Raw genomic sequence first — 25,129 nt, forward strand, 5'->3', positions numbered from 1 at the left:
ATGCTAAAGTCGCGCACCGACCGGCGCCCTGCCGGAACCTAACCCGTGCGCACCCTGGTGCGGAGGACAGCATGAGCAACATCCAGCTTGATATCGAATGGACCGAAGCAGCATCCCGCAAAATCGAAAAACTGATGCCGCGCGGCGGTCAGGAAGCGTTCCTTGCGCTGCCGCCCGTCGAATGCCTGCCGATGGAAGGCGACGTGCTGTTTCTCGGCCCGGACGGCAAGCAGCAGCCGTTTATCGTTGCCGAGCGCCAATATCATCACGACGGTGAAGCGGACTGGACCATCATCCTGATTCTCGACGTGCCGCAAGCCACGCATTAACGTCGACGGCGAGCGTCGCTCGGGCCTGCAGCGGCCCTGCAATCACTCGCCGTACGAAGTGCCGCGGCCCGGACGCTCTTCAGGTGCCCGGAAGACTCACAGAATTTTCGTCACAACGCGAATTTCCGCGTGCTCCACCCAGTCCGCCACCGCTGCCTTGTAGGCCGTGATGTGCGCGGACTTTGCGTGCGCGGCCAGCGTCTCCTGACTTTCCCAACGCTCGAAAAAAACGAACCGGCGCGGCTCCTGAACGTCGCGATGCAAGTCGTACTGAAGCGCGCCCTGCTCGTTGCGCGTCGGTCCGACAATACCTTCGAGAGCCTCGCGCAACTGCTCTTCATAGCCGGGTTTCGCCACTGAAATTGCGACCACCGCGATTTCCGACATCCTTTCTCTCCATTTCACGAAAACCAGCAGCATACCCGCCGCTCGCCGGCGCTGCAGGCGCCCACACCACGCGCACACCTCGCAATCCTGGAACTGCTCTGCCCGGATCGGTCCAATATGCAAATAGCATCACGGACTGAAGTTTGGCGTGCATACACAGGCCGCCCTGCTACCCTCGGCTCATGCAGGCTCACAAATGCCGGATGGCAATCGGTCCGGATTGGCGCAAGGCGGCACAGCAGTGAACGCCGGCGAGACAAACTCGACGCCGCGACCTGCGTCATCGGCGGGTGGCCACGTGACCTCACAGGTGACGCGGCTGGTTTGCTCCTCTGTGACAACCCGCACATTCATGCAAATTGCAAGCTGCTAGACTCATTTTGACCACTCCGCCGGAGTCCCGCATGGCTGGCACTGCTCTCAGCGTTCCAGGGTTTGTCCCACTGCGCGGTGCGGGCGTCCGCGTTGAGTATTCCGTTGCGCATCCGCTGTGCGCCGAGTCTGCGTGCGCACCCCGTCACCCGATTGCCGCGATGCCACCATGTCCGCTCTCGTGCCCGTCTTTATGCCATCCGTCAGCGAAGTCAGTCTGAGCGGCCTGCTTCCCCATCTGGTCCGGGACGAATCGGGCTGGACCGCCACGTGGCGTGCGCTCACGCTGCATAGCGTGTTTCAGCCAGTGCTGTCGGTCACGCATCAGTGCGTGGTCGGCTACGAGGCACTGCTGCGCGCATTCGATCCGGTCGGCCTGCCGGTTTCGCCCGAGGTTCTCTTCTCGGGCACCCGCTCGGCGGCCGACGCGCGCGAACTCGACCGTATCGCGCGTTGCCTGCACGTCGCCAATTTCATGGAGCAAGGCATCAGTAGCGGATGGCTGTTTCTCAATACGCGACCGCAGGTGTTCGAAACCGGCTGGCCGCAGCGCACTTTTATCGACGAGCTTTCCGCGCACTTCGGCCTGCCGCAGGAACGTATCGTGATCGAGGTGCTCGAGCAGCCCGCCGACGACGAGTCCGCCGTCGCCAGCATGCTCGCCGCCTCGCAGCCTCGCGATTTCCTGATCGCGATCGACGACTTCGGCACCGGCTTCTCGAACTTCGACCGCGTCTGGCGCTTCCGGCCGGACATCGTCAAGCTCGACCGCTCGCTCGTTGCGCGCGCCGGCAAACGCGAAGGCGACGACTCGATGATTGGTCACCTGATCGCGATGCTGCATCAGTCCGGCACGCTGGTGCTCGCCGAAGGCGTCGAAACGGACGAGGAACTGATGATCCTGATGCAGGCCGACGTCGATTTCGTGCAGGGTTTCTGGCTCGGCCAGCCCAATGGTTCCGTCGAGGCGGCCATTGCGCGAGTGCCGGCGCAGATCGAGTCGATGTGGGGCAAGTTCGCGGACTACGAGCGCGCGCATGCGCGTCACAAGCAACTCGGCTTCGAAGGCTTCGCCGAAGCGGTAATGGCCGCAGCCGAGGCTTACCGGATCACGGGCGACCTGCAACAGGCGGCGCACAAAGTCTGGCATCTGGGCGAGGCGCGCCGCGTGTTCATCACCGACGAGCACGGCCAGCAGACTCAGGCATCCGTCACCGCCGCCTTCGTGCCGCCGCCCCCGCAGCGGCTTGCGCCGCTCGCGATCAGCGCTTGCAGCAACTGGTCGCGGCGCGCCTATCTCAAGCACGCGCTGGCCGCACGCGGACGCGTCGCGATGATGGGTCCGCACTATTCGCTCGCGGACGGCGAAGACTGCTACACCGCCGCGCTCGCCTTCGATCGCGACGGCAAGACGCATGTGCTGTGCGTCGACTTCGTGCCCACGATGCCGGCCGGACCCGCAATAGGGCTACGTGCAGGCGGACGGCCTCGTTAGTCGTCCACGCGGCTGCGGCCCGATTTGACCTCGCTGCGCCTTAGCTTGCTCTCGAGACGCCGCACATTCGATGCTCGCGTAGGCCGCGTCGCAACGCGCGGCTTGCGCGTCACGCTCACGCTTTCCACGAGTTCATCTAACCGAGCGAGCGCTGCCGCGCGATTCAGTTCCTGAGTCCGGTGCTCCTGCGCCTTGATGACCACCACGCCTTCACGCGTGATCCGGCGGTCGGACAACGCAAGCAGGCGCATCTTGAGCACTTCGGGCAACGACGAAGCCCGCACGTCGAAGCGCAGCTGGATCGCGCTCGACACCTTGTTGACGTTCTGGCCGCCCGCTCCTTGCGCACGCACCGCGGTCAATTCGATTTCGTTCGACGGAATGCAGTAGCGGGATGTCATGACGCGAGATAGAGAAAGAAATCGAACAAATGTAGATAGCGTGAACGGCGCAAGCACCGCGCTCTGGCCCTCGCGACCCGACCGATGGCCGCAGATCTGCGGCATCGGCCTGCGCGGCCCGAACCGTGCAGCGTGAACGGACGGGACGCATGCTTCGCGCCTGGTTGGCGGTGAAGCGCTGGCTCGCGATATCGCAATTCATCGGCTAACGGCCGCGCGCTGCCTCCTCGATTCTCGCAGCAAGGCCGGAGTCTCGCTGTGTGGGCGTGGCGATGGCCTGGGCTAGCACCGCGCTCGCGCCGATCACTTCGACGCGCTCACGAGCGCGCGTGATCGCCGTATAAACCAGCTCGCGCGACAACACCCTGCTGAAGTTGGACGGCAGCATCAACACCGCGTGCTCGAACTCCGAGCCTTGCGACTTGTGGACGGTCAGCGCGAACGCCGTGTCGTGCGGCGGCAGCGCGGCCGGCAACACCGCGCGCAGACCGCCGTCGCCGGTCCGGAAATACACTCGCAGCGCACCGCCCGCACCCGGCAACGCAATGCCGATGTCGCCATTGAAGAGCCCCAGCGCGTAGTCGTTGCGTGTGACCATCACCGGCCGCCCGGCGAACCACTGCGCACCGACTGCGAGCGTCACGCCAGCCGAGCGCCGCACGTGCGCGGCCATTAGCGCGTTCACCTGATCGACGCCGCGCGGCCCCGAGCGGGTCGCGCACAATACCCGGAAGCGGTTCAACGCGTCGAATAGCGGCAACGGGTCCGGAGTTCCCGCGGCGAGCGCGGCGGCAAGCGCATTGGCATACGGCGCGAAATCGGCCGCGAGGCGCTCGACGGTGCGTTCGGCCAGCGCGACTTGCGCGTCTTCGTGAAGCGAGGCGGCATGTTGGGTGGCGTCGTCGAGCAGCACGTCGAGCGCCGCGCTTGCCGCGCCATTGCGGATCGCCAGCGACAAACGGCCAATCGGGGATTCGAGCCCGAATCGATAATTGCGCTCCAGCCAAACGACGCAATCCGCAAGCGGGTTTTGCGACCCGTGGCCCGGCGTTCCGAATCGCGCACTGGCGGCTGATGCATCGGCGTCGTACAGATCTGCGCTGTGCGGGTCGGCGGCGTTGCTGGCGAAGTTGCTGTCGAAGTTGCTGGCCCCGTCGGGCGCGGCGAACAGGTCGTCGGGTGGCGCATCGAAAAGATCCGATGTGTAATCCGCCGAATGATCGGCTTGCCGAAAGTGCTTCGGCTGTTCGTCGACGTCTTCGGGCAGTCGTGGCAGCGCCTCTGTGAGTCGCGCCTCGCCGATGCCGAGCGCACCGGCGATTCGCTTCACGCCCTGCGCGCTGAACGCGGGCCGCGCGCTCAACTCGGCGAACACGGCGCCGGCCTCTACCGCCGCGAGCTGATCTTTATCGCCGAGCATCACGAGCCGCGTGTGCGGCGCAATGGCGTCGAGCAGATGCGCGGCCATCGCGACGTCGATCATGGATGCTTCGTCGATCACAACCACGTCGTAAGGCAGAGGATTATCGCGATGATGCCGGAAGCGCCCGCCCGGCCCTGAGCCGAGCAGACGATGCAACGTGAACGAAGTTTGCGGCAAACGCGCGGCGAGTTCAGGCGGCAAATCTCCGGCACGCGCAAGCAGGGCTTCCTGCATGCGCTGCGCCGCCTTGCCAGTGGGCGCCGCAAGCGCAATCCGCAGATCGGCGCGCGCATCGAGCAAGCAGGCGAGCACGCCGACCACCGTTGTGGTCTTGCCTGTACCCGGACCGCCGCTAACGATGGTGAGCCGCCCCGACAATGCCATGACGGCGGCCACGCGCTGCCAGTCGACTTCATGGTCCTTCGGGGGGCCGAAGTAGCGCAGAAGCCGTTGATGGAGTGTTTGGGTGGTGTCGGTGTTCGCGCTGGTGTTAGTGCTGATGTTCGCGCCAATGTTCGCGCCGGCCTTGCTATCGACGGCCGTGCCCTGTTCCGCGTCGGCTCGACTGCGAACGCCTGCGGGCAACTTTTCCGCAGCACTCTCAGCCGACCGCTCAACGGCGCCCCCAACGTCCCGTCCACTCCCAAACGCACCCGCACTCGTCCCCGCCCCCGCATGCGCGACCAGCGCCCGCGCGAGACGCCGCTCGTATTCGTAGTAACGCGCGAGGTACAACCGCCCTTGTACGTCGATTACCAGAGGCCGCAGCGCGGCTGCCGCTTGCGACCCATCGCTAGCCATGCCGCTCGCGAACAAGGCCGTCCGCACTTCGGCGGTCGGGGCCTCGAACCGACGCGCGAGCGCGGCCAGCGGCACACACACGTGTCCTTCCGCGGTCGCGCGGCTCGCCGCGAATGCGGCACGCGCCACCCATCTGACAGCTTCCGCCGACGCCCCGCCGCGTCGCGCCAATGCACCGATGCGCCGGGCGAAGCCTTCCGCCAGCGCAATGCTGAAATCCGCCGGCGCGGGCAGATTGACACCGAGGTCGTCGAGTTGAAGCGGCGCCGACACGGTTTGATCGAACGTGCTCATGCGGCACCTCCGATCATCGCCGCGTCGAGCAGCGCAACGAGTTCGAACGCAGGCCGCCTCACGTGCACACCGGCCTGGGCCCCGGCGTCGCGCCAATGCGGACGAACGCCGCGCACGAACAGATACAGATAGCCGCCGATATGCGTCTCGTACGAATAATCGCGCACGCGAGTCTTCAAATAACGATGCAGCGCCACTGTATAAAGCAGCGCCTGCAGGTGATACGCATGGCTCGCCATCGCCGCTTCGACCGGCGCGGCCGCGTAATCCTGCTCGGTATCGCCCAGATGGTTCGACTTCCAGTCGACGATCCAGAACCGCCCGTCGTGCTCGACGATCATGTCGATAAATCCTTTCACGAAACCTCTCAGCACACCCGGCTCGAGCGCGACGTCCGGATAGCCATGCGCGACCAGCAACTCGCGCAGCGCGGCGAAGTCGAGCGACGGAGCCGCGTACAGGAATTCGAGTTCGTTCAGACGCCGCCGCGGATCGAGACGCGCCAGCGTCATGCCGGGCACGAGTTCGGTGGTGACGACGTCTGCGAGAAGTTTGTGCATCATCGCCGGCAAGCGCGGAGCAAGCTCGGGCGACGCCGGCGCGGGACGCTCGTGCAACGCTGTGCGGATCGCATCCGGCCAGCTTTGCGGGTCGCTGAAATCCGCAAGTTCGAACATGCGATGCAGACACTCGCCGGCCGCTGCTCCGCGCGGAAACGCGAGAATGTCGTCGGCGGCAACGGACGGCGCCTGTAGCGCCGGCGCGGACACTGTGACCGGCGTCGCGACGAGCGCATCGGCGATTTCATCGTGATCGGGCCGCACTTCTTCCACTGGCGGCTGCGCGTCTTCGGCCTTGCTGCCCGCGACAATCAGACCGCTAAAGCTCGCCATGCGCCACTGATCGCGCAAGGGCCGGCGATTGCTTCGCGCGCGCCTGTCAGCGCCGCTTTCCTGCATGCTTTCGAGCGGCGTGCGGCGCTCGACCTTCGGCAGTGCCCGCAATACGATCGGACCACCCGCCAGTGCTTGCCAGCGCGAGGACAACGCGGCCTCGTCGGGCGGATCGGCGAGCCAGCCGTCGAAGTCATAGCCACCGCCGGCCACCAGCCAGTTCAACACGCTGCGTCGCGACTCTTTCGTGGAGCGCGACGACAGGTACGTGCCCGCGACCAGATAACAGCGGTACACCGCGCGCGTCAGCGCAACGTAGACGAGCCGCGCCCGTTCGGCCGCCTGCTCGCGCACTGCGTGACGGGTCGCGCGTTCGGCCTCCTCGTCGTCGCAACCGTAGTGCAGCACCGCGTCGCCGCTGGCATCGTGATACTCGCGCGCGTCAGGCAAGCCCGACGACGGCGGCTCACGCAAGCCGCCGTCGTTCAGAAACGGACAGAACACGACTGCGTATTCCAGCCCCTTCGACTTGTGCACGGTAACAATCTGCACGAGATTGCGGTCCGACTCGAGCCGCAGTTGCGCCTCCTCGCCGCCGCCCTGGGTGCGCTGCGCGGCGAGCCAGCGCAACGTCGGCGCAATGCCTGGCTGCGAAGCCGCGCGCGCCTGCACGAGTTCGGCAAGGTGATTGACGTTGGTAAGACGCCGCTCGCCGTCCGGCGCGGTGACGAGCCGTTGCGCGACCCGCAGTTCGCGCATCAGCGTGCGCCACATGACGGCGAAGCCGCGCTCGTGCCAGAGCGTGCGGTAGCGCGAGAAACGCTCGACCCAGCCCATTGCGTCCGCCGCGTGCGCGGGATCGTCGGCGACAGCGGGTGCGTCGGCAACCTGTTCGAGACGCCACAGCGCCGCGGCGTCGAGACCGAGCCAATCGGTCGCGAGCGCGGCGCGCAAACGGCGCAGGTCGCCGGGGGTATCGACGGCTGCAAGGACGCGCTCGATCTGCTCCGCGTCTAGCGTTGCAAACACCGAGGCCTGCGCGAGCTCCACACTGCCGACGCCCCAAGCCGCCAGCACCCGTTTGATGAGACTGCCCTGCTTGTGCGTCTGCACGAGCACTGCAATGTTGCCGGGCGCGAGCGGCGCGTCGCCGACCGTGACGGTGCCCTCGCGCGCGCCGCGCAAGAGCCGCACGATCTCGGCCGCGCACGCTTCACTCGCTTCGCGCTGGGCCTCGCGTTTGGTCAATGCGCTCTCGCCTTGCGGCAAGGTCCAGACGTGGAAGTCGCCCGCTCCCGCGTCCGGGTCCGACAACGGCGGCCTGCGCCGCTCGCCGGCTCGCACCGGCTGATAGTCGAGCCCGTCGAGCACGAACGCCTGCGGGTTTGCCTCGAAGACCCGATTGCAAGCTTCGACGATCGGCGCCGTCGAGCGCTGGTTGACTGCAAGCGTGTAGCGTGCCGAAGCCGACGCGCGCGCCGCCAGATAGGTATGCAGATCCGCCGCGCGAAAACTGTAGATGGCCTGCTTCGGATCGCCGACCAGAAAGAGCGGGCCCGCCGGCGCAAAAATACGGCTGAAGATTGCGAACTGCAGCGGGTCGGTGTCCTGGAACTCGTCGATCAGCGCGGCCGGATAGCGTGCTCGCAACGCATCCGCGAGCCACGGGTGCGCTGCGAGCGCGCGGTAGAGATTGGACAGCAGATCGTCGAACGAAACGACGCGGCGCGTGCGCTTGCGCGCAACCAGTTCGGCGGGCGCATAGTCGAGCCAGGTCTGCATCAACGCGAGCCAGCGCGCGCGTTGCGCCGCTTCGGCCGCAACAAAAGCTGCCGCCAGCGCTTCTGCATGCTCGAAGAACGCATGCTCCGGCGGCTCGAACTTGACCTTGGTGGCTTTCTTCAACGCGGAAGCCGTCAATTTGAGCGCGGCCCGCGGCGGCGGCGCATGGCAATCGCCCTGCGCGAAGTACTCGGTCCATGCGGCAATCGCGGCGCTCACATGATCCGGCTTGTGCGTGGTTCTGCTCAACCGGTCTTGCGCCTGTTCGAGAAGCGCCATGATCGCATCGCGCTCCGCATGCCACAGTTCGCATGCAGTGTCGAAACCGGCTCGCGGATCGGTGCTCGCTTCGGCGTCCATCATGCCCCAGCGCAGTTGCGCCAACGGCTTTTTGAGGCGTCGCGCAAGTTGTTCGTCGAGCGATGCCGGGCCGGCTCGCTTTGCCACCAGCCAGGTCGCGAACGCCGGATGCGCATGCGCGACAGGCTCGACCTGCTCGCGCCAGAAATCGGCAGCCATTTCGAAGCGCAAGGCGGCGTCGTCGGCTTCCATCTCGAACGCGAACGGCATTGCGGCAGCGAACGGCGCTTCCTGCAACGCCCGTTGGCAAAACGCGTGGATTGTGTGGATCGCCGCCTGATCGAACGTGCGCAGCGCCCGGCGCACCACCTTCAACGCAGCTTCGCGGTCAATGCCACGCTCCGGCGCGAGCGTCGTTTCGAAGAGGCGGCGAATGAACGGATCGCCGCCGTCGTCGTCCACCTCGATCGCGCGGTGCAACTCGGCAAGCCGCCCTCGAATGCGCTCGTGCAATTCAGCGGTCGCGGCCTTCGTAAAGGTCACGACGAGAATCTGGTCAGCGTTCAGATTTTTCTCGAGCAGCAACCTCACGTAGAGCGCGCAGATGTTCCAGGTCTTGCCCGTACCCGCCGACGCCTCTATCTGATTGACGCCGTCGAGCGAACACGCAAATACATCGAGCTCTTCAGCGAGGAGCGCATGACGATGCAGCGCGCCGCTCATGACACGCTCCGCAGATGCTGCAGCAACGGCTTGAAAACGATCGAAGCGAGACTGCCGAACGGTTCGTCGAGGGTAAGCGGCGTACCTCGCAGCGCGATGCGCAATGCGGGGTCGTCGGACTCGCCGCGCACGCGGTCGTTGATCCATACGCCCTGGGCCGCCGAATCGCTTTCGCTCACCTTCGCCCAGGCGCTCTTCGGGAAAAAACGCAGTGGCAGCCTGCGCCCTGCCTTGAACAGCGCGGCGAGCGGCGCGAGTTCGTCGAGCGGGGCAGCGACGGGCGCGAGCTCGAAGCTCTCCCCGCTGCCGTGCCAGACAGTGCGACGCGGACCGTCGGGCCGTGCTGCGCAATAGGCGAGATGCGCGAGCCATGCAGAAAGATAGTCGCGCGCGGTAGGTTTGGCGTAGCGAAAAATCACTTGTCCGGTTTCAGTCAGCAGATTCAACGTGCCGTGCAGTTGCAGCGGCGTCAGCGCGGCCTCGCGAAGCTGCGCGTCATGAGCGCCGAATAGCGCGCCTGCAATGTCCGCGTTATCCGGCCAGTGCGGCGCGATGTCGAGCACGAACGGCAAGCGTTCGACTCCCGATGCCACCTCACGGCGCACACTGTCGGCGAGCTGGCGCAACGCGCCCAGTTCTCGCGCGCGCCATACGGCGCCGGTCGCGCCGCCGGGCAACTCGGGACTCGCCTCGGCAACGCGCCGTACGCGGTCGAACATGAGATCGTCGTCTTCGATATCGGCATCGAGCAGCACGGGCAACAGACGCCCGGCCAATGCATCGCGTCCGGTGTAATCGAGTTCGAACGGCTCGGTGTCGAGCAATTCGCCTTGCGCATCCGACAACACAATGCCGAGGCGGTCGCGCAGCAGCGCGCGCGCCGGATGACGCCAGAAGCGCACGAATTCGTCGAATCCGACGGGCTCGGCATCTTCAGGGGGCAACGGTTGAACGAAGAATGGCGCGGCGGCTCGCTGTTGCGGCGCGGCGAGCAAAGTGGCGAGTTCCGCGCGATCGGCGTCGTAGGTAAACAGATCGGGCTGCGCGGTGAAGTACTCCGACGCAAATGCCTGCAGCGGGTGATCGACGATGAACGCGTGGCGCGCCTGCTCCACTTGCGCGGGACTCGCGCCCTCGCCCGCCGACACCTGCGCCAGATGGTCGAGCAGTTCGTCGACGAGAGCGGCCGGCGGCAACGGCGCATTGTCGCGGATGCTGCGGCCGGTATACGCGATAAAGAGCCGGCTGCGCGCGGCGAGCAGCAGATCGAGAAAGAGATTGCGCTCGTCGTCGCGGCGCTGCCGGTCGCCGGCTTTGCCGAACGCGGCCATCAGATCGAATTCGTCGGCGCGGGCGAGGCTCGGCAACACGCCGTCGTCCATGCCGAGTAGACAGACAACGCGGTACGGCAAACCGCGCAAGCTCGTCAGCGACGAAAACGTCACACTGCCCCAGGGCACGCCGCCGCGCGCGGGGTCGTCGAGCGCTTCAGTGAGCGCGACGCGCACGACCGCCGCGGGCATCGCCACCTCGTGCGCGCCCGCCTGCATCGCGTCGCTCATCTTGTCGATCGCGTCGCGCACGGCGGCGAGCGACTCCGCGAATTCCACGCCGCCGTCGAAACACTGCGCAAGTGTTTCGAGCAGCAATTGCGTCCATTCGGCCGGGGTCTGTTCCGTCGCGCAACGCACGGCGAAACCGTCTATGTCGTCGACGAAACGCGACAGACGGCCGAGCAACTCCGCGTCGGAACCGTCGGCGCCCTCGACGGGCAGCCACGCGTCGACTGGCTCGCCGCCCTCCGGCATCGCATAGCCGAGGTACAGACGGGTCAGCGCATCCGCGAACGTATGGCGTGCAACCGGCACGTGTTCGCCGCTCGGTTCCGTAGGCGATAGTCCGCGCCGCGCGCCGGCCGCCGCGAGCCATTCCTGCGCGGCTTCGAGCGAGCTCGCGTCGATGCCGTAACGCACGGCGACCGCGTCGACCCGCAGCCATTCGATCAGGTCCGGCGCGCCGACGCTGCGCTCCGGCAAAGCCAGCCAGTCGAGCACGAGGCGCGCGACGGGATTGGCCTGCGAAGGCGGCAAGCCGGTGATCCGATATGGCATGCGGCGCGTATCGCCAACGGGTGTAGTGCCGAAGACCGCGTCGATCAACGGACCGGCGGCGGCCAGATCGGATACGGCGACAAGCACGTCGGACGGTTGCAGATCGTCGAATTCGTCGAACCAGCCGAGCAGACGGTCGTGCAGCACTTCGAGCTGCCGCGACAGGCTGTGACATACATGGACTTCAATGCCGCGCTCGTACGGCAATTCGTCGGCTTCGGTCTCCGAGCGCAGATCGAGGATGCCGTTCTGCACGGCGGCGAGCCAGCTCGGTTCCGGATTCTCAGAGAAGTCGCCGGTCTCGCCGGAAGCCGCGCTTTCGGTTAGCTCGTGCAGCATATGCAACTGCGCCTGAGTTTGACGGCCCCACTCCGCAAGCAGCGGATGACCGACTTCCTGATAGTCGAGCTGGCCTGCCGCGTCGAGCGCCTGAACACGGCCTTCGCTCACCACGTCGAACCAGAATTCGCGGCACGGGTTCATGACGTAGAGACGCACGTCGACCCAACGCGACAGCGCTCGCAGCAATGCGACGTGCAGCGGCGGCATGGTGGGCAGCGCGAAAACGCTCACCGCTTCCGGCCAGTTCGCTTTGGCGATGGCGTCGAGGTCGAGCGTGCCGATCTCATCGAGAAAACGGTATGCGGGCGGCAACGCGGCGGCGGGCGTTTGCGCATTGCCGGCAAGTTCGGTCAGCACAGCGCGCCACAACGCGGCTTGCCAGCGTTCGTCCTCGCGCGCCGCGTCGCTCGCGCCGACGAGGCGCGGGCCTCTATCGTCCACCCCGCCGTTCGCCGCGCCGTTGGCGAAAATCGAGCCGCCCTTCTGCCATTGCAGCAGCCATTCCGGACGATAGGTCAGATAGTGATCGAGCACGGTCGCCACACGCCGCGCCAGTTCGTAGCGCATGGACGGATCCGCGGCATCGAGATAGGTGCGAAGACGCGGCGAAGCGTTCCACGGCAGAGACTCGTCCGAATCGCCCAGCAGACGATAGCAGCGCCACACGAGCCGGTCGGGCGCGAACGGCGAATGGCGCGGCACCTCGATCACGCCACCGATTTGCGCCCACAGCCACTGCGCGAGGTAGCCGAAGCTGACGTTCGCGCAGATGCCCTGGCGCGCGGCGATATCGAGCTCGAGCCGGCGCCGCACAGCGGCGCTCGGGACGATCACTGGCTGCGCGGTCCAGGCGTCGGACGGCGCTTGCGCGAGGTCATCGAGCAGCGCACCGACAAGCGTTTCATAGCGGTTCGAGTAGAAGAGCTGGAGCATGGATCCGGGACAAGGCGGTATGGCGTTGCCGTGTTCGCGACAAGCGCGCGAACCGCGGCAGACATTGAAGCGACAGCATAACAAAGCCGCTCGCCGCGCAGAACCTGGCCGAATGGACGAGGTCAGATCAGATGCAAAATCAGTTAGACTCGTCGGCAGTTTTCGGGCTGTCCCGGGTTCGTGCCTTCAACCGCTTTTCGTCAGTGAATGGAATCAGGCAGTCGATGCGCTATTCGGTTGAGATAAAAAAATTCCTCTATAGCCAGTACTTTTATGGCGGCCTGCGCATCGCGGTCGGCGTGTCCCTGCCGGCGATGCTGTGCCTGATCGTGTTCCATAACCGCGAACTGGGCTTCACGATTGCAACCGGCGCGCTCGGCGCCTGTGTCGTCGATATGCCGGGCCCACTGAAGTACAAGCACAACGAAATGCTGGCGTGCTCGGTAATCGGTTTTCTGTCCGCGCTCGCCACCGGTCTTGCCACCGTGAACCCGGTGGCGCTGTGGTGCACCGTGGTGCCGCTCACATTCGTGCTGTCTTTGATCGTGGTGTATGGCAACCGCTGGCCGCAGATCAGCTTTGCCACGCTGTTCATGATGATCATGACGCTGGAAGAGCATTTCACGCCGATGCAGGCGCTCGTCAACGCGTCGTGGATTCTGCTGGGCGGCCTCTGGTACACGTACTGGTCGACTGCCGTGAGCCGCTGGATGATGCATCGCATCGAACAGCAGGCGTTGGCGGAAAGCGTCTTCGCCTGCGCCGATTATCTGCTCGCGCGTGCCGCCTTCTACGACCTCGGCAACGACCTGGACGAGTGTTATCGCAATCTCGTCGACAAGCAGATTGCCGCGGTGGAGCGGCAGGATGCGGCGCGCGACATCGTGCTGCGCAATCTGCCGAAGTTAAAGAGCGGCAAGCTCGAACCGCGCCGTGCAATGCTGTTCAATCTGTTCATCAATACGGTCGATCTGCACGAGTTGTTCGTCGGCGCGCATACGGACTATCCACTCGTTCGCAACACCTTCGGCGGCACCGACCTGCTGGTGTTCTACCGCGACCTGATTCGCAAGGCCGCGAGCGATCTCGAAGAGATAGGACTCGCTGTCCTGCAAAACCATGCGCCGAGGGTGCGCGTCAACGTGAAGGCGGAGTTGCGTGCGATCGAGTTCGAAATCGAACTGATGCGCAAGCAGGAGTTGCCGGCGAAGAATCCAGAGGCGTATTCGGCGGTGTCGTCCACGTTCCGCCGCGTCTGGAGCGCCACGCGTCTGATCGACAAGATGCGCAAGAGTCTGTCGAGCGATCCGAGCGCGACGGAAACTGAACTGCGCCTCGACCAGGCGCTGAACCGTTTCGTGTCGAGCCGCCGCGTGCCGTTCGGCCAGATCTTCTCGAACCTGACCATGGCCTCGCCGAGCTTTCGTCACGCGCTGCGCGTGACGATCGCGGTGGCGGTCGGCTTCTGGCTCGGCCGCCTGCTGCCGCTCACCAATGCATACTGGATCGTGATGACCACCGTCATCATTCTGAAGCCAGGCTATTCGCTGACCAAACAGCGCAATGGGCAGCGGATTGTGGGAACGTTGATCGGCTGCACGGCGAGCATCGCGCTCATGATTTTCGTGAAGGAGCCGCACATTCTGCTGGTGGTGATGTTCGCGTCGATGGTGATGAGCTACAGCCTGCTGCTGTTCAACTACACCGCGAGCGTGGTGTTTACTTCGTCGTATGTGCTGCTGATGTTCCACCTGCTCGCGCCGGGCAGCATGCGCATCATCGGTGAACGCGCGATCGACACGGTCGTGGGCTGCGCGATCGCGATTGCCGCGAGCCACCTGTTCCCGTACTGGGAATATCGCCTGATGGGCAAGCTGGTCAACAACATGATCGGCGCCACGCGCCAGTATCTCGAAGCAAGCTGGTGGTGGAGCGGCAAGCCGGCCGCCGCCGCGGTCGCCACGGTGACAGAAGCCGGCGCGTGGGCGCCCGCCGCGGCAATGGCCGATCCGGCCACCGAGTTCGGCAAGCCGGCGCTGGCAGTTGCGGGCCGCGCATTCGACAGCGCCGGTCAAGCCAGTTTGCAAACGGGCGATCCGGCCGGCACCAGCACTCACGCAAACACAGGTGCGGGACCGAACGCGCCAGCCGGCTCGGGCGTTTCAACGCTCGGCAACGCGGCGGCAAAGCCCGTCGCGGGCGCATCGCCTGCGGCCGCGGCTGCCGCAACCGCACTCGATCGCGACTACCGTTATCGGCTCGCGCGCAAGAACGTCCACGTGGCGTTCGCGAATCTGGGACAGGCGTTCCAGCGCATGATGCTCGAACCGAAATCGGCGCAAAAGTTCGTGCCCGAACTCAACGGCCTGCTCGTGCGCAGCCATGTGCTCGCTTCGCAGATTACGGCGGCCGCGCCGCTGCTGCGCACATCCGCGCAACAGGCCGACGGCGTGTCGCTACAACCGCTGCAACGGGCGTTGAGCCTCGTGCGTGACAATCTCACCGAGGCCGAGGCCGGCAGTCCGCCGCCCGCCGATCAGGGCGAGCAGATCAGGCAACTCACGCGCGAGCTCGACACGATGGTGGTGGAAGCGGAGAAATCGAAGGAATATTCGGCGGATGCAGTGCACGACATGAAGCTGCTCGTGCATCAATGCAAGCAGATGCTGGCGGCGGCGGCGTTGATTCGCAAGGATGCAAGTGTGATTCGCCTGCCCGATGAGTGACGTGGCGGACTGAAGTTCAACCAGGTTCGGGCCAGGTTCGACAATGGGTCCGACATCCGCCCGCATGGCTCGGACGACTCCTACGAGACGCGAACTGCCCGCTTGCGGGTCGGGTACGGCCGCGTCGAGGAAGCCGGATCGTTGTTCCGTTGTGGGACGACCGATGGGACTTCCTCTAGCCGAAGGGGTCCTTCTCGCGCGTCTCGCCCCGCGATAACTCGACCGGCGCTCATGCACGATGAGCGCCGTAACCTCACTGAGCGGTGCCGCTCGCGGGCTTCACAGCGGTGGCTGCCGCGCTCGTTGCAGTCGCTGCGGCCGCGCCCGATGAAATGGACACCGCCGGCGCGTTGTTGCTGTCGAACTCGCGCTTTTCCTTGATCGCGTTGTAGAACAGCGTGGCGATCACCAGCAGTACCGCGACCACGATGAATACGGCGATGCCCAACGTCGGATTTTTCTTGCGCGGCGGTTTGTTCATGAGACGGCTCGGACCGCGAGGCGAATCGCGGAAGATAGCGGAGAAGGCGGCATTCTACGCCGACCCACCTTGCACTCGCCTTGCAGCCGGCAGCGCTTAAAGGCTTAACGAGCCGGCTCGGCCTGTACGCGGCGAACGCGCATTTCGCCCAAGGCTCGCCTCACACGATTGCAGCAGGCCGCACCGGCAACGCCGTCGAATATTTGATCTGCTCCATCGCGAAACTCGAACTCACGTCGTACAGCGGCACCGCCGCGATCAACTGCTTGTACACGCGGTCGTAGTCGTCGATATCCGAGACCACCACGCGCAGCAGGTAGTCTGTTTCGCCGCTCATCCGGTACACCTCGACGACTTCGGGAATGTCCTGCACCGCCTGCGTGAAGCTTTGCGCCCACGCCTGCGTGTGCTGATTAGTGCGCACCGCGACGAATACCGTCGTGCCCACCCCAAGCTTGCGTGCATCGCACAGCGCCACTTGCGCGCGAATCACGCCGGTCTCCTTCAGCCGCTGCAGCCGCTTCCAGCAAGGCGTTTGCGACAGATTCACGCGCTGTGCCAGTTCGGCAATCGGCATGGTCGCGTCTTCCTGCAACAGCTCCAGCAACTTCCGGTCGATGATATCCATTCCCACCGTCTCGCCCCTTTAGGAAATTATTCTACTTTTCAAATTGCAAGGGGAATTATATGGAAACTCTTTCTCCGGGCAAAACGGTATAAATGTTCCAACCTAAAAACGTCGGCAAGCCATTGCCGTTCAACGACCTTGGACCACGACCTCCGTTCCCCCGCCCGCCTCCTCGATCAGTTCGCGCAGCCTCACGGGCACGACGCCTCGCGGCACGCCGGGCACCACGAGCCTCTCGCACGACTGTGCAACGCACTCGACGCGATGTTCGAAGCCTGTGCAAGTTTTCCGGAGCCTTCGCATTCCACTTTCTTCGCGCGCGGCATGCGAATCGCGCTCGCGCAAGCCGCGGCCGACCCCGCGCTGCTGAAGCCCGGGCAACGGGAGGCATCGCTGGATAACTACCGTCGGCATCTGCTCGCCGCCGATCCGCAAGGCCGCTATGCAATTGCCGCACTTGTCTGGCTGCCGCATCAGGCGAGTCCGGTGCATGCGCATCACACGTGGTGTGGATACGCGGTGCTCGACGGCGCGTTGAACGAAACTGTTTTCGAATGGAACGGCTCTGAGGACTTCGCCATTGCAACGCGCTCACAGGCGCGCCCGCGCGGCGCGGTTTCGTTTGTGCGGGGCGGTCGGGGCAACATTCATCGGCTGGGCAATTGCAGCGATGCCCCCGCGGTGTCGTTGCACGTGTACGGTGTTCCGGGCGCGCGCATGGGAACGGATGTCAACGATGTGGTGCGCGTCGCGCCCGCGCTCGTCTAGCGCCTGACAATCAAGCCTTGCCCTCGCCCGCCGTGGGAATCTGCGGCGGAATTGGCGCCGTCTGTCCCGTCGGCGGCGGCGCCGGCCGCGGTTCATGCGAGACATCGCGCGCTGCGGCTACACCCGGATGCGCGCCGCGTATTGCCTGCGCTTTCTCCGGATGCCCGAATGCATGCTCGTGCCGACCCGCATGTGCTTCCGCCCGGGCATCCGCTCGGGCTTCCGCTCGGTTATCCGCTTCGGCATCCTCATGGTCATGCCGGGCCGCCCCGGGCACGTCTTCCTCGTGCAAAGGCTGGCCCTCGCTGTCTTTGGACGACGTGAACAAGCGCATTTGCGGCACCGGGATCTCAATGCCGGCCTCGTCCATCTTGCGCTTGAGCCGCAGATTGAACGCCCGCGCCACGCTCCATTGCTGCAGCGGCCGCGTCTTGATCTGCCCTTTGACGACCATCCAGTTCGGGTCGAAACGGTCGAGCCCCCATACCTCGATCGGCCCCAGCATCTCACGACGGTAACGGAAGTCGGCCATCAGATCAGCACCGACTTCGCGAATCAATTGAGTGATTTCGTCGACGTCGGTCGAGAACGACATCCGCACTTCGAACACTGCATAGGCAAAGTCGCGCGACAGGTTCTTGACGATCTTGATCTGCGAAAACGGAATTGCGTGGATCGCGCCCTGGCCGTCGCGCAACCGCACGGTGCGAATAGACAGATGCTCCACAGTGCCTGCATGGCCGCCGTCCACGTCGATCCAGTCGCCCACCGAAATCGTATCTTCGATGATGATGAAAAGCCCCGTGATCAGGTCGGTCACGAGCGACTGCGCGCCGAAACCGATCGCAAGGCCGATCACGCCGGCGCCCGCGAGCAGCGGCGTCACGTTGATGCCAAGATTCGCCGCTGTAACGATGCCCGCTATCGTCATGATGCTCACAAGCAGCACATTGCGCACGAGCGGCAACATCGTTCGGGCCCGCATGCTCGGACTGCGCGACTTGTTGCGAGCGCTGCCGGGGTTGAGCGCCTCGGTGATCGCGGTGTCGACGAGGATCCACAGCAGCCATGCAATGAACACGGTGGCGACGATCGCCGTCACCGCATGCGCGATACCGCGCGCGGCCACGTTTTCTTCGACGACTGCGGCGAGCGAAACGCCCCACAATCGGGCCGCTAGTTCGAAGAAAAACAGCCAGATGAAAAGCGTCAGCAACGTGCCGCAAAAGCGCAGCAACCGTGTCAGATAGGGAGAGCGCCGCCGCGCGCGCGGGCTGCGTGGACGCGTCATGCGCAAAACGATGGCCGACAGGAAAAACGCCAGCACTAGCAGCAATGCGGTCACCACCGAAATTTGCAGCACGTTTTCGCTCGAACCGGAGCCGCCGAGCGTGGCCACCACCGAGGCCGTCGCCAGCACGAGAACAGGCACGTGCCAGAGCGCGGCGAGCACCTCGAAAGCATCGGTCGCGGCCTTGTGATCGTTGCGTTGCTCGTAGGGCCGGTTGCGGATCAGATGGGCGACCGGCCGGCGAAAGGCGAGCGCGAAATAGCCGGTAAGCACGGCGGCCGTCATGTTGGCGGCGGTCGAAACCAGCGCGGCGAGATTCGAGCCCATCTGATGCGCGACGTCGTAGTTAACCGCTGCATCGCCGAGCGCGCCGCAGACGCCGACCGCAAAGAGCAGGCGCCGCGCATGATCGATCAGCAAACGCACCGCGATTCGCCGGTGCCCCGAGCCGAACAGCGAAAACATGATCAGGCAGATCGCCGAAAACACCGCACCCGCGACAATCGCATACGCGACGACCATGCCGAGCGTGCGGCCGAGCGCATCGGGCATCGCGCGCACGAACAGCAGCGCGGCGACGAACGCGATGACCCACGGCCCGACGCGCCGCAATGCGAAGATCAGCAGCTCGCGTGTGGTCGGGTTCGGATTGAGGCCGATCACGATGCCAAGTCGCCGGTAGAGCCTGTGCTGCAGATAAATCAGCGCGGCGGCGCATGCGCCCCAGCCGGCCAGCATCGCGAACATCGAAAAGAGAATGCGGCCGAGGCTTTCGTGGCCCTGGCCAGAGATGATCGTGTAGAGCTCGTTGCCGGCCGCGTTGAAGCGCCCGCCCCAGTAGCGCACAGGCGTGCGGCCTTCATGCACGTCCGATTCGAACGACGCGATGCCCGACGCGATCGCGCCGAGCAGACCAGGGCTCGGCTGCGCCGGCGCGGGCGCGAGCGGCCCGACGGTTCGCGACACGTCGCGCAGCTTCTTCAGCTGGGCGACGAGCGCGCTGCGCTGCCGGTCGTTGTCGAGCGTGGCGATCACGCTGTCGAGCGAACGCGCGATTTCCGCCTGGCTAGCGGGCGACGGCGCCGACGCGGCGTCCGGAGCCGACGCGCCGGACGCGGCCGCGGCGGGCGCCACGGTCGCGCTGTTGATCAGGCTTTGCAACGCCGGGATGACGGGCGTGCTGGTGCTCGCGCCGGCTGCCTGCGCGCCGGCGGGAATCCACGCAGTGCAAAGAAAGAATGCGACGACGATCGCGGCCGGCCATATGCTGAGCCGGCTCGCGCCGGGCGCGCGCGCGCCGCGACCGATCAAGGATCCGATCGGAGCGAAAAGACGACGAAATGCAGCGTGAATCGCGAAAAGCCCGCCGTTTGACGGCGCAGCCTCGGACTCACGCCGCGATGGGCATGACTGCATGGCAATCCGTGAGAAAACGGGAGACGCCAGTGTAGCCCCAGTTTGGCCGCAGGCAACCGGACATGCGTAACCGATTGTTAGGACGCTTGCACGAGTTCTTGCGTGCAAGCTGGCGCGGCGCCGGTCTGGCTAACGCCCCGTTGCGGTCGTTGCAGGCCGCGCCGGACCGGCCATCGCCTGCTGTGCGGCGTGCGCGACGCGCCGCGCCGCGCAACAGACACACGCCCGCGCTCAATAAGCGACGGTTGCAATCTGGCGGACGAAACGGCCCTGCTCCAGTTCGTCGACGAACGCGATTGCGTAATCCTCGGCGGAAATCTGGCTGTTGCCCTGCGCGTCGGCGATGAGCGAGTCCGTGCCGGTGCGGAACGTGCCCGTGCGCTCGCCGGGAGCGATGAGCGCCGCCGGCGAGAAGAACGTCCAGTCGAGATCGGCGACGCCGCGGTAGTAGCTCAACGCCTCGCGATGAGCCAGCGCCACGGGCTTATAGGCGTCCGGGAAACCTTCGGTGTCGACGAGTTGCTTGCCCGGAGCGACTTCAAGCGACCCCGCTCCACCCACCACGACCAGCCGCTTCAAGCCCGCCGCCCGCACACCTTCGACGAGCGCACGGGTCGCCTTGTCCAGCACGCCGACGTCGCCTTGCGGCGGAGCATACGCGCTCGCCACCACGTCGTGACCGCGCACCGTCGCGCCGACGCTTGCCGCGTCGAGCAGATCGGCTTGTGCCGCTTTCAGATTCGCCACGCCGGTCGGCACGCGCGCGGGGTTGCGCGCGAGCGCCGTCACCTGGTGCCCGCGACCCGCTGCTTCCGCCGCGATCCGCGAACCGATCATTCCGGTGGCGCCGAACAATGCGATCTTCAACTGTTTGCTCATTTCAACTGCTCCTGTCATGGTTTATATGTAACCGTCTTGATTACATATACATCGAAAAAACAGGGGCGTGAGCCCCGTGGTCTTGCGAAACATTCATTGCGAAACATTCATTGCGACGTATCCACTGCACAGACACGTCAATGCGAATCGACGCGCGCCTCAGCAGAAAGCGCTTGCGTCACGCATGCGGTCGCCGCTTGCGTTCTCTCGTCCGCTCGGCACGCAACAGGTCCGCTGTCGCATCGGCCAGCGTTCGCTGCGCGAGCGACGCCTCCATGGCCTGCTGCGCTTCGTCAATGATTCCGCGCAGCACCACCTGAATATTGCGCCCCACCATGCACGCCGGATTCGGCTCCTCGCGATGAAGCGCGAACAGCTGCGCGTCGTCCACCGCGCGGTACACGTCGAGCAAGGAAATCTGCTCGGGCGGGCGGGCCAGCAGCGCGCCGCCGCCCGCGCCGAGTTGCGAAGTGGTGAGGCCCGCCTCGGCAAGCATGGTCAGAAGCCGCCGGATGAGCGCGGGATTCGTATTCACGCTGCCCGCGATCATCTCCGACGAAAGCGGCGCGCCCTCCTGCAACGACAGCAACGCGAGCACATGCACCGCAAACGCAAACCGGCTACTCGTGTTCACAACGACCCGTCCTGCGACGACAATGTGTAACCATGGTAATTACATTTATGGACGCTGTCAAACGCGCTGCTGCACACAGGGTTATCGCACGCGAGCGAGCGCACGCGGTTCAACGGGCTCATGCGCATCTCACTTATCCATCTGCTTTTGCGCGTCGCCGCCGTAGCTGGAACCGGACGACGAAGCAGCGGCGCTCGTCGACGAAGCCGTGCTCTGCGCCGACCATTCCTGCAACTTGCGCCCGGCGTTCTCGAGGCTCTGACCGGTCAGCGAGGCCGCTTTGCCGAGTTGCAGGTTGGCCGTGCTGGCCGCGTTTTGCAGATTGGCTTGCGCGCCCGAAGCGAGCGCATTGGGGTCGATGGTGACCGACGGCGCCGAGGCCGATTCGAGGTTCTGCTGCGCGGCGGATTTGGTCTCGTCGACCTTCTGGCCGACGTAGCTCGCCGCCTGATCGAGCTTCTGGCCGGCGGCCTGCGCCGCGTCGTTGAGCTTGCCGGCAACCTGCCCCGCCGACGCATCGTTCTTCTGGCAGGCCGCGAGACCGCCGAATACGAAGAGGACCACGGCGGCACGGCGCAGCAACGGAGAACGGATAGATGAAGTCATGTGAGTTTTGAACCGCGAGGCGGCATAGCTGACGAAAACGCGCCCATCATACGCCGTTGCCGCGAACCGCCCGGCAAGCGGTTCATGCAAGATGGATCGACGCGGCTCGCCGGCCGCGGGCAGTCGCCGTTCTGTCAAACGTTGTGCGGTAGACTGGCCGCGGGCAATCAAGGTCTGTCCAGGTTTCGCAATGTTCCATTGATCAACCGGAGTCATACGATGGCGGCAAAGAAAATTCTGTTTCTCACCGGCGATTTCGCCGAGGATTACGAAACGATGGTGCCGTTTCAGGCGCTGCAGGCAGTCGGACATGTGGTCGACGCCGTGTGCCCCGACAAGAAAGCGGGCGATCGGATCAAGACCGCGATTCATGACTTCGAAGGCGATCAGACGTACACGGAAAAGCCGGGCCATCTGTTCGCGCTGAACGCATCGTTCGAAGATGCCGATCCGCGCCAATACGATGCCCTCGCCATCGCGGGCGGGCGCGCACCTGAGTATCTGCGGCTCAATCCCAGAGTGATCGATCTCGTGCGACAGTTCGCCGAAGCCGGCAAGCCGATCGCCGCCATCTGTCACGCCGCCCAACTGCTGGCCGCCGCCGATGTGATCCGCGGCAAGCGCATTTCCGCTTACCCGGCCTGCGCGCCCGAGGTCAAACTCGCTGGCGGCGAGTTCGCCGACATTCCGGTCGACGCCGCCATCACCGATGCCAAGTTCGTGACTGCGCCCGCGTGGCCTGCTCATCCCGAGTGGCTGCGTCAGTTCCTCGTTCTGCTGGGCACGCGTATCGAGCTTTGAGCCAGTTCAAGCGCCGCGCGGCTATTGCTGGCAAGCGCGGCATTTGAGAGTCGTCCTATAGTTCGCATTGGAGGGCCTTCCTATAGTCACGGGCTGACTTGGGAGCGCTTTTCGATGGAACTGACCGACTGGATCGTCATTCTCGCCATCATGTTGATGACGATTGCTTTTCGCTGCGCGCGCACGCCCGCCGGCTGGTCACGAGAGAACCGCGCGCGGCGCCTCGCGGGCACGCGGATGCTGGTGCAAGCAGCCTGCTCCGTCTGGGCAGCCTTGCTGATCGTGGCGCGCTGCGTGTTCGCGCTCGACGGATTGCTCGGGCTGCGCCCAACGTTTCAGGAAGTGCTCGCCGTCGTCGCCATTCTGCTGGCGTGCGGCTGCTACTGGTCGGTTCGCGGCCGGCGGCTCCTGAAGCCGCGCCGTCTGTTTATTTCCTGCTAACCGGCGACGGCGCTCAAATGACGCGGCAAGCCGCGCTCATCGGCTGCGCGCTTACTCGCCGCGGTCAGGAGCCAAGCCTTACGGCACAACTCAACAGCCTGCCTCAACGCCCCATCCGCGCGTTCCCTTGCTCATTAGCCATCGCCTGATCGTTCGCAGCGTGCGCCCCGGCACGGACTTCGGCAGCCGCGGATGCCATCCGTGCGCCGGCCTCGGGCAGCGACAGATAGAACGTGGTGCCCACGCCTTCTGTCGACTCCGCCCACACGCGTCCGCCATGCCGCTCCACGACTCGCCGCACGAGCGCGAGGCCGATGCCCTCTCCCGCCGCCGCCGTACCGTGCAATCTCTGAAAAGCGTTGAATAGCCGGGGCAGCGCGATCGCCGGAATGCCCAGCCCGTTGTCGCGCACGTAAAAGATCCGCAGCGATTGCACGCCGGGCGGCGCGGGCGTCGTACCGATCTCGATCCGGCCTTCGCGCGACAGGTCGAGATAATTCACCGCATTGCCGATCAGATTCGCGAACACCTGTTCGAGCGCGGTCGGGTCGCCCCACACAGCCGGCAATTCGCCGACATGCACTTGCGCGTGCCGAGCGCGGATCGAACCTTGCATCGCGTCGATCACGCGCTGAACGATATCGCGCACTTCCACTTTCTGCTGCCTGTATTCGACACGGCCAATGCGCGAAAGCCGCAACAACGCGTCGATGATATGCGACGCGCGCAGCACCGCCGTCTGCAAATAGTGCAGCGCTTCCCCGATATCCTCGTCGACTATCCGTTCTATGCGTTGCCGCGTCTGCGCCGCGAGCGACGAGTCGCTGACGGCCGCTCGCAGTTCCTCGCAGGCGCGGATCAGTTCCTTCGAAAAGCCTTGCAGATTCACGAGCGGCACGCGCAGGTCATGCGACACGCTGTATATGAACATCTCGTTTTCCTGCGTCTGCTGCCGCAAGCTCTCGTTGATGCGCGACAGTTCGTCCGCACGGCGTGCGAGGTCGGCCTGGAAGCGCGCCTGGATGCGCTCCGCTTCGAGCAAACGTCGGCTGGTGTCATGCAAGGTCAGATCGAGGCGCGCGATTTCATCGTGACCCGGCTCGATGGGCGCAAGCGGCTCGTTGCCCGCAAGGCGCCCGGCGTTGTCGGAGAGAAGCGCAAGCCGTCCACGCACCCCACGCGTGAAAAGCCACACGGCGAGCGCCACGAACAGCAACGAACCGAACACCGCCGCGAGCACGAGCGTCTGCTGCCGTTCACGGGCGGCATCGGCGGCACTCGCGCGCTGCGCATCCAGACGCCGCTCTTCCGCCTGAAAGGCGGCCAGCTGCTGGCGGAAGCGATCGAGCACGTCGGCCTGAGCCAGCTCGGTGAACCGGTTGACGACGTCCTTGTGTCGCCCCGAATGCAACATGTCCTGCGTGCGATCAGACCATTGCCGATAGGCCTGCACCGCCTGGCGCACCTGGACCACGCGTTCGACCTGCGGCGGATTGTCCGACACGAGTTCGGCGAGCTGATCGATGCGTCGATCGACGTCGACCCATACGGACAGCGGCGTCACGAAGCGGCTGTCGGCGGCGAGCACGGCGCCGCGCAGCGCGACGGACTCGCCTAGCACCGGGTCGAGAATGGCCGTGGTCTGGCGCATCACCTCCTGGCCGCGAGCGGCCCAGCGCTCGGCTTCGGCCGCGTCGGACTGCGCCTTGACCAGGCCGGACAGAAGGGCCAGTTCGAAGACAGCAGGAATCGCAATCAGCAGCAGGCCTTTAGTGGTAAGTCGCATGCGTGCGCATTGAAGGTGTGGGCCGGCAGATCGTGCGCGGTACGGCACATTATGTCGGCGTTTGCTTTGGAAACAAAGCGGCACGC

Annotated in this window: 18 protein-coding genes; 6 read left to right on the top strand and 12 right to left on the bottom strand. The window is 65.2% G+C overall.

The features are described 5' to 3' along the window. Window positions 1-71 precede the first annotated feature (71 nt). The gene (locus JMY24_RS08395) at window positions 72-329 is read left to right on the top strand and encodes a hypothetical protein (RefSeq protein WP_006052974.1); all 258 of its coding nucleotides are present in this window, start codon (window positions 72-74) and stop codon (window positions 327-329) included. Window positions 330-425: 96 nt separating this feature from the next. Here JMY24_RS08395 and JMY24_RS08400 read toward each other — a convergent pair whose 3' ends face one another. Continuing rightward, window positions 426-716, bottom strand: coding sequence for a putative quinol monooxygenase (locus JMY24_RS08400; protein ID WP_128591228.1), 291 nt, complete (start codon window positions 714-716; stop codon window positions 426-428). Window positions 717-1,257: 541 nt separating this feature from the next. Here JMY24_RS08400 and JMY24_RS08405 point away from each other — a divergent pair. Then, window positions 1,258-2,583, top strand: coding sequence for an EAL domain-containing protein (locus tag JMY24_RS08405; RefSeq protein ID WP_236597348.1), 1,326 nt, complete (start codon window positions 1,258-1,260; stop codon window positions 2,581-2,583). Here the strand turns inward: JMY24_RS08405 and arfB are convergent. The 4 genes from arfB to recC form a co-directional block, all read right to left on the bottom strand. Next, window positions 2,580-2,984, bottom strand: a complete 405-nt coding sequence (gene arfB, locus JMY24_RS08410; RefSeq protein WP_128591224.1) for an alternative ribosome rescue aminoacyl-tRNA hydrolase ArfB — start codon at window positions 2,982-2,984, stop codon at window positions 2,580-2,582. The two genes, JMY24_RS08405 and arfB, sit on opposite strands and share 4 nt — an antisense overlap. Window positions 2,985-3,189: 205 nt before the next feature. Next, window positions 3,190-5,502, bottom strand: a complete 2,313-nt coding sequence (locus tag JMY24_RS08415) for an AAA family ATPase (protein WP_201701822.1) — start codon at window positions 5,500-5,502, stop codon at window positions 3,190-3,192. Next, complete coding sequence (gene recB, locus JMY24_RS08420) at window positions 5,499-9,200, bottom strand: exodeoxyribonuclease V subunit beta (RefSeq protein WP_201701824.1); 3,702 nt, start codon at window positions 9,198-9,200, stop codon at window positions 5,499-5,501. The genes JMY24_RS08415 and recB overlap by 4 nt, the downstream gene beginning before the upstream one ends. Next, entirely contained in the window at window positions 9,197-12,586 is a 3,390-nt protein-coding gene (recC, locus tag JMY24_RS08425) for an exodeoxyribonuclease V subunit gamma (RefSeq protein WP_201701826.1), read from the bottom strand. Before recC ends, recB begins: the two co-directional genes overlap by 4 nt. A 224-nt stretch (window positions 12,587-12,810) precedes the next feature. On the opposite strand from recC, the gene JMY24_RS08430 reads away from it, so the two are divergent. Further along, the gene (locus JMY24_RS08430; protein ID WP_201701827.1) at window positions 12,811-15,312 is read left to right on the top strand and encodes an FUSC family protein; all 2,502 of its coding nucleotides are present in this window, start codon (window positions 12,811-12,813) and stop codon (window positions 15,310-15,312) included. 253 nt (window positions 15,313-15,565) lie between these two features. On the opposite strand, the gene JMY24_RS08435 is transcribed toward JMY24_RS08430, so the two are convergent. Beyond that, window positions 15,566-15,793 carry a hypothetical protein gene (locus JMY24_RS08435; protein WP_128594856.1) on the bottom strand — a complete coding sequence of 76 codons (228 nt, stop codon included), beginning with the start codon at window positions 15,791-15,793 and terminating at the stop codon, window positions 15,566-15,568. Between the two features lie 160 nt (window positions 15,794-15,953). After that, window positions 15,954-16,421, bottom strand: a complete 468-nt coding sequence (locus tag JMY24_RS08440; protein ID WP_193414909.1) for an Lrp/AsnC family transcriptional regulator — start codon at window positions 16,419-16,421, stop codon at window positions 15,954-15,956. Between the two features lie 138 nt (window positions 16,422-16,559). Here JMY24_RS08440 and JMY24_RS08445 point away from each other — a divergent pair, with 138 nt between their 5' ends. Further along, a complete protein-coding gene (locus tag JMY24_RS08445) occupies window positions 16,560-17,189 on the top strand; it encodes a cysteine dioxygenase family protein (protein ID WP_413231227.1) in 630 nt (209 codons plus the stop codon). Between the two features lie 10 nt (window positions 17,190-17,199). Here the strand turns inward: JMY24_RS08445 and JMY24_RS08450 are convergent, their stop codons facing one another. The 4 genes from JMY24_RS08450 to JMY24_RS08465 all read right to left on the bottom strand — a co-directional run bounded on the left by JMY24_RS08450 (window position 17,200) and on the right by JMY24_RS08465 (window position 22,015). Beyond that, window positions 17,200-19,896, bottom strand: a complete 2,697-nt coding sequence (locus tag JMY24_RS08450; protein ID WP_201701828.1) for a mechanosensitive ion channel family protein — start codon at window positions 19,894-19,896, stop codon at window positions 17,200-17,202. Window positions 19,897-20,127: 231 nt separating this feature from the next. Then, a complete protein-coding gene (locus JMY24_RS08455) occupies window positions 20,128-20,775 on the bottom strand; it encodes an NAD(P)-dependent oxidoreductase (RefSeq protein ID WP_201701829.1) in 648 nt (215 codons plus the stop codon). A gap of 178 nt (window positions 20,776-20,953) precedes the next feature. Then, a complete protein-coding gene (locus JMY24_RS08460) occupies window positions 20,954-21,409 on the bottom strand; it encodes an Rrf2 family transcriptional regulator (protein WP_128592547.1) in 456 nt (151 codons plus the stop codon). A 129-nt stretch (window positions 21,410-21,538) separates the two neighbouring features. Beyond that, complete coding sequence (locus JMY24_RS08465; protein WP_128594854.1) at window positions 21,539-22,015, bottom strand: hypothetical protein; 477 nt, start codon at window positions 22,013-22,015, stop codon at window positions 21,539-21,541. A gap of 219 nt (window positions 22,016-22,234) precedes the next feature. Here JMY24_RS08465 and JMY24_RS08470 point away from each other — a divergent pair, with 219 nt between their 5' ends. Continuing rightward, window positions 22,235-22,816 carry a DJ-1/PfpI family protein gene (locus tag JMY24_RS08470; protein ID WP_128594853.1) on the top strand — a complete coding sequence of 194 codons (582 nt, stop codon included), beginning with the start codon at window positions 22,235-22,237 and terminating at the stop codon, window positions 22,814-22,816. A 114-nt stretch (window positions 22,817-22,930) separates the two neighbouring features. Then, complete coding sequence (locus JMY24_RS08475; RefSeq protein ID WP_128591666.1) at window positions 22,931-23,257, top strand: hypothetical protein; 327 nt, start codon at window positions 22,931-22,933, stop codon at window positions 23,255-23,257. Window positions 23,258-23,360: 103 nt separating this feature from the next. Here JMY24_RS08475 and JMY24_RS08480 read toward each other — a convergent pair whose 3' ends face one another. After that, entirely contained in the window at window positions 23,361-25,043 is a 1,683-nt protein-coding gene (locus tag JMY24_RS08480) for a sensor histidine kinase (RefSeq protein WP_201701830.1), read from the bottom strand. Between the last annotated feature and the right edge of the window lie 86 nt (window positions 25,044-25,129).

The sequence above is a fragment of the Paraburkholderia kirstenboschensis genome, from assembly GCF_904848585.1.
In the GTDB taxonomy this organism is placed as follows: domain Bacteria; phylum Pseudomonadota; class Gammaproteobacteria; order Burkholderiales; family Burkholderiaceae; genus Paraburkholderia; species Paraburkholderia kirstenboschensis.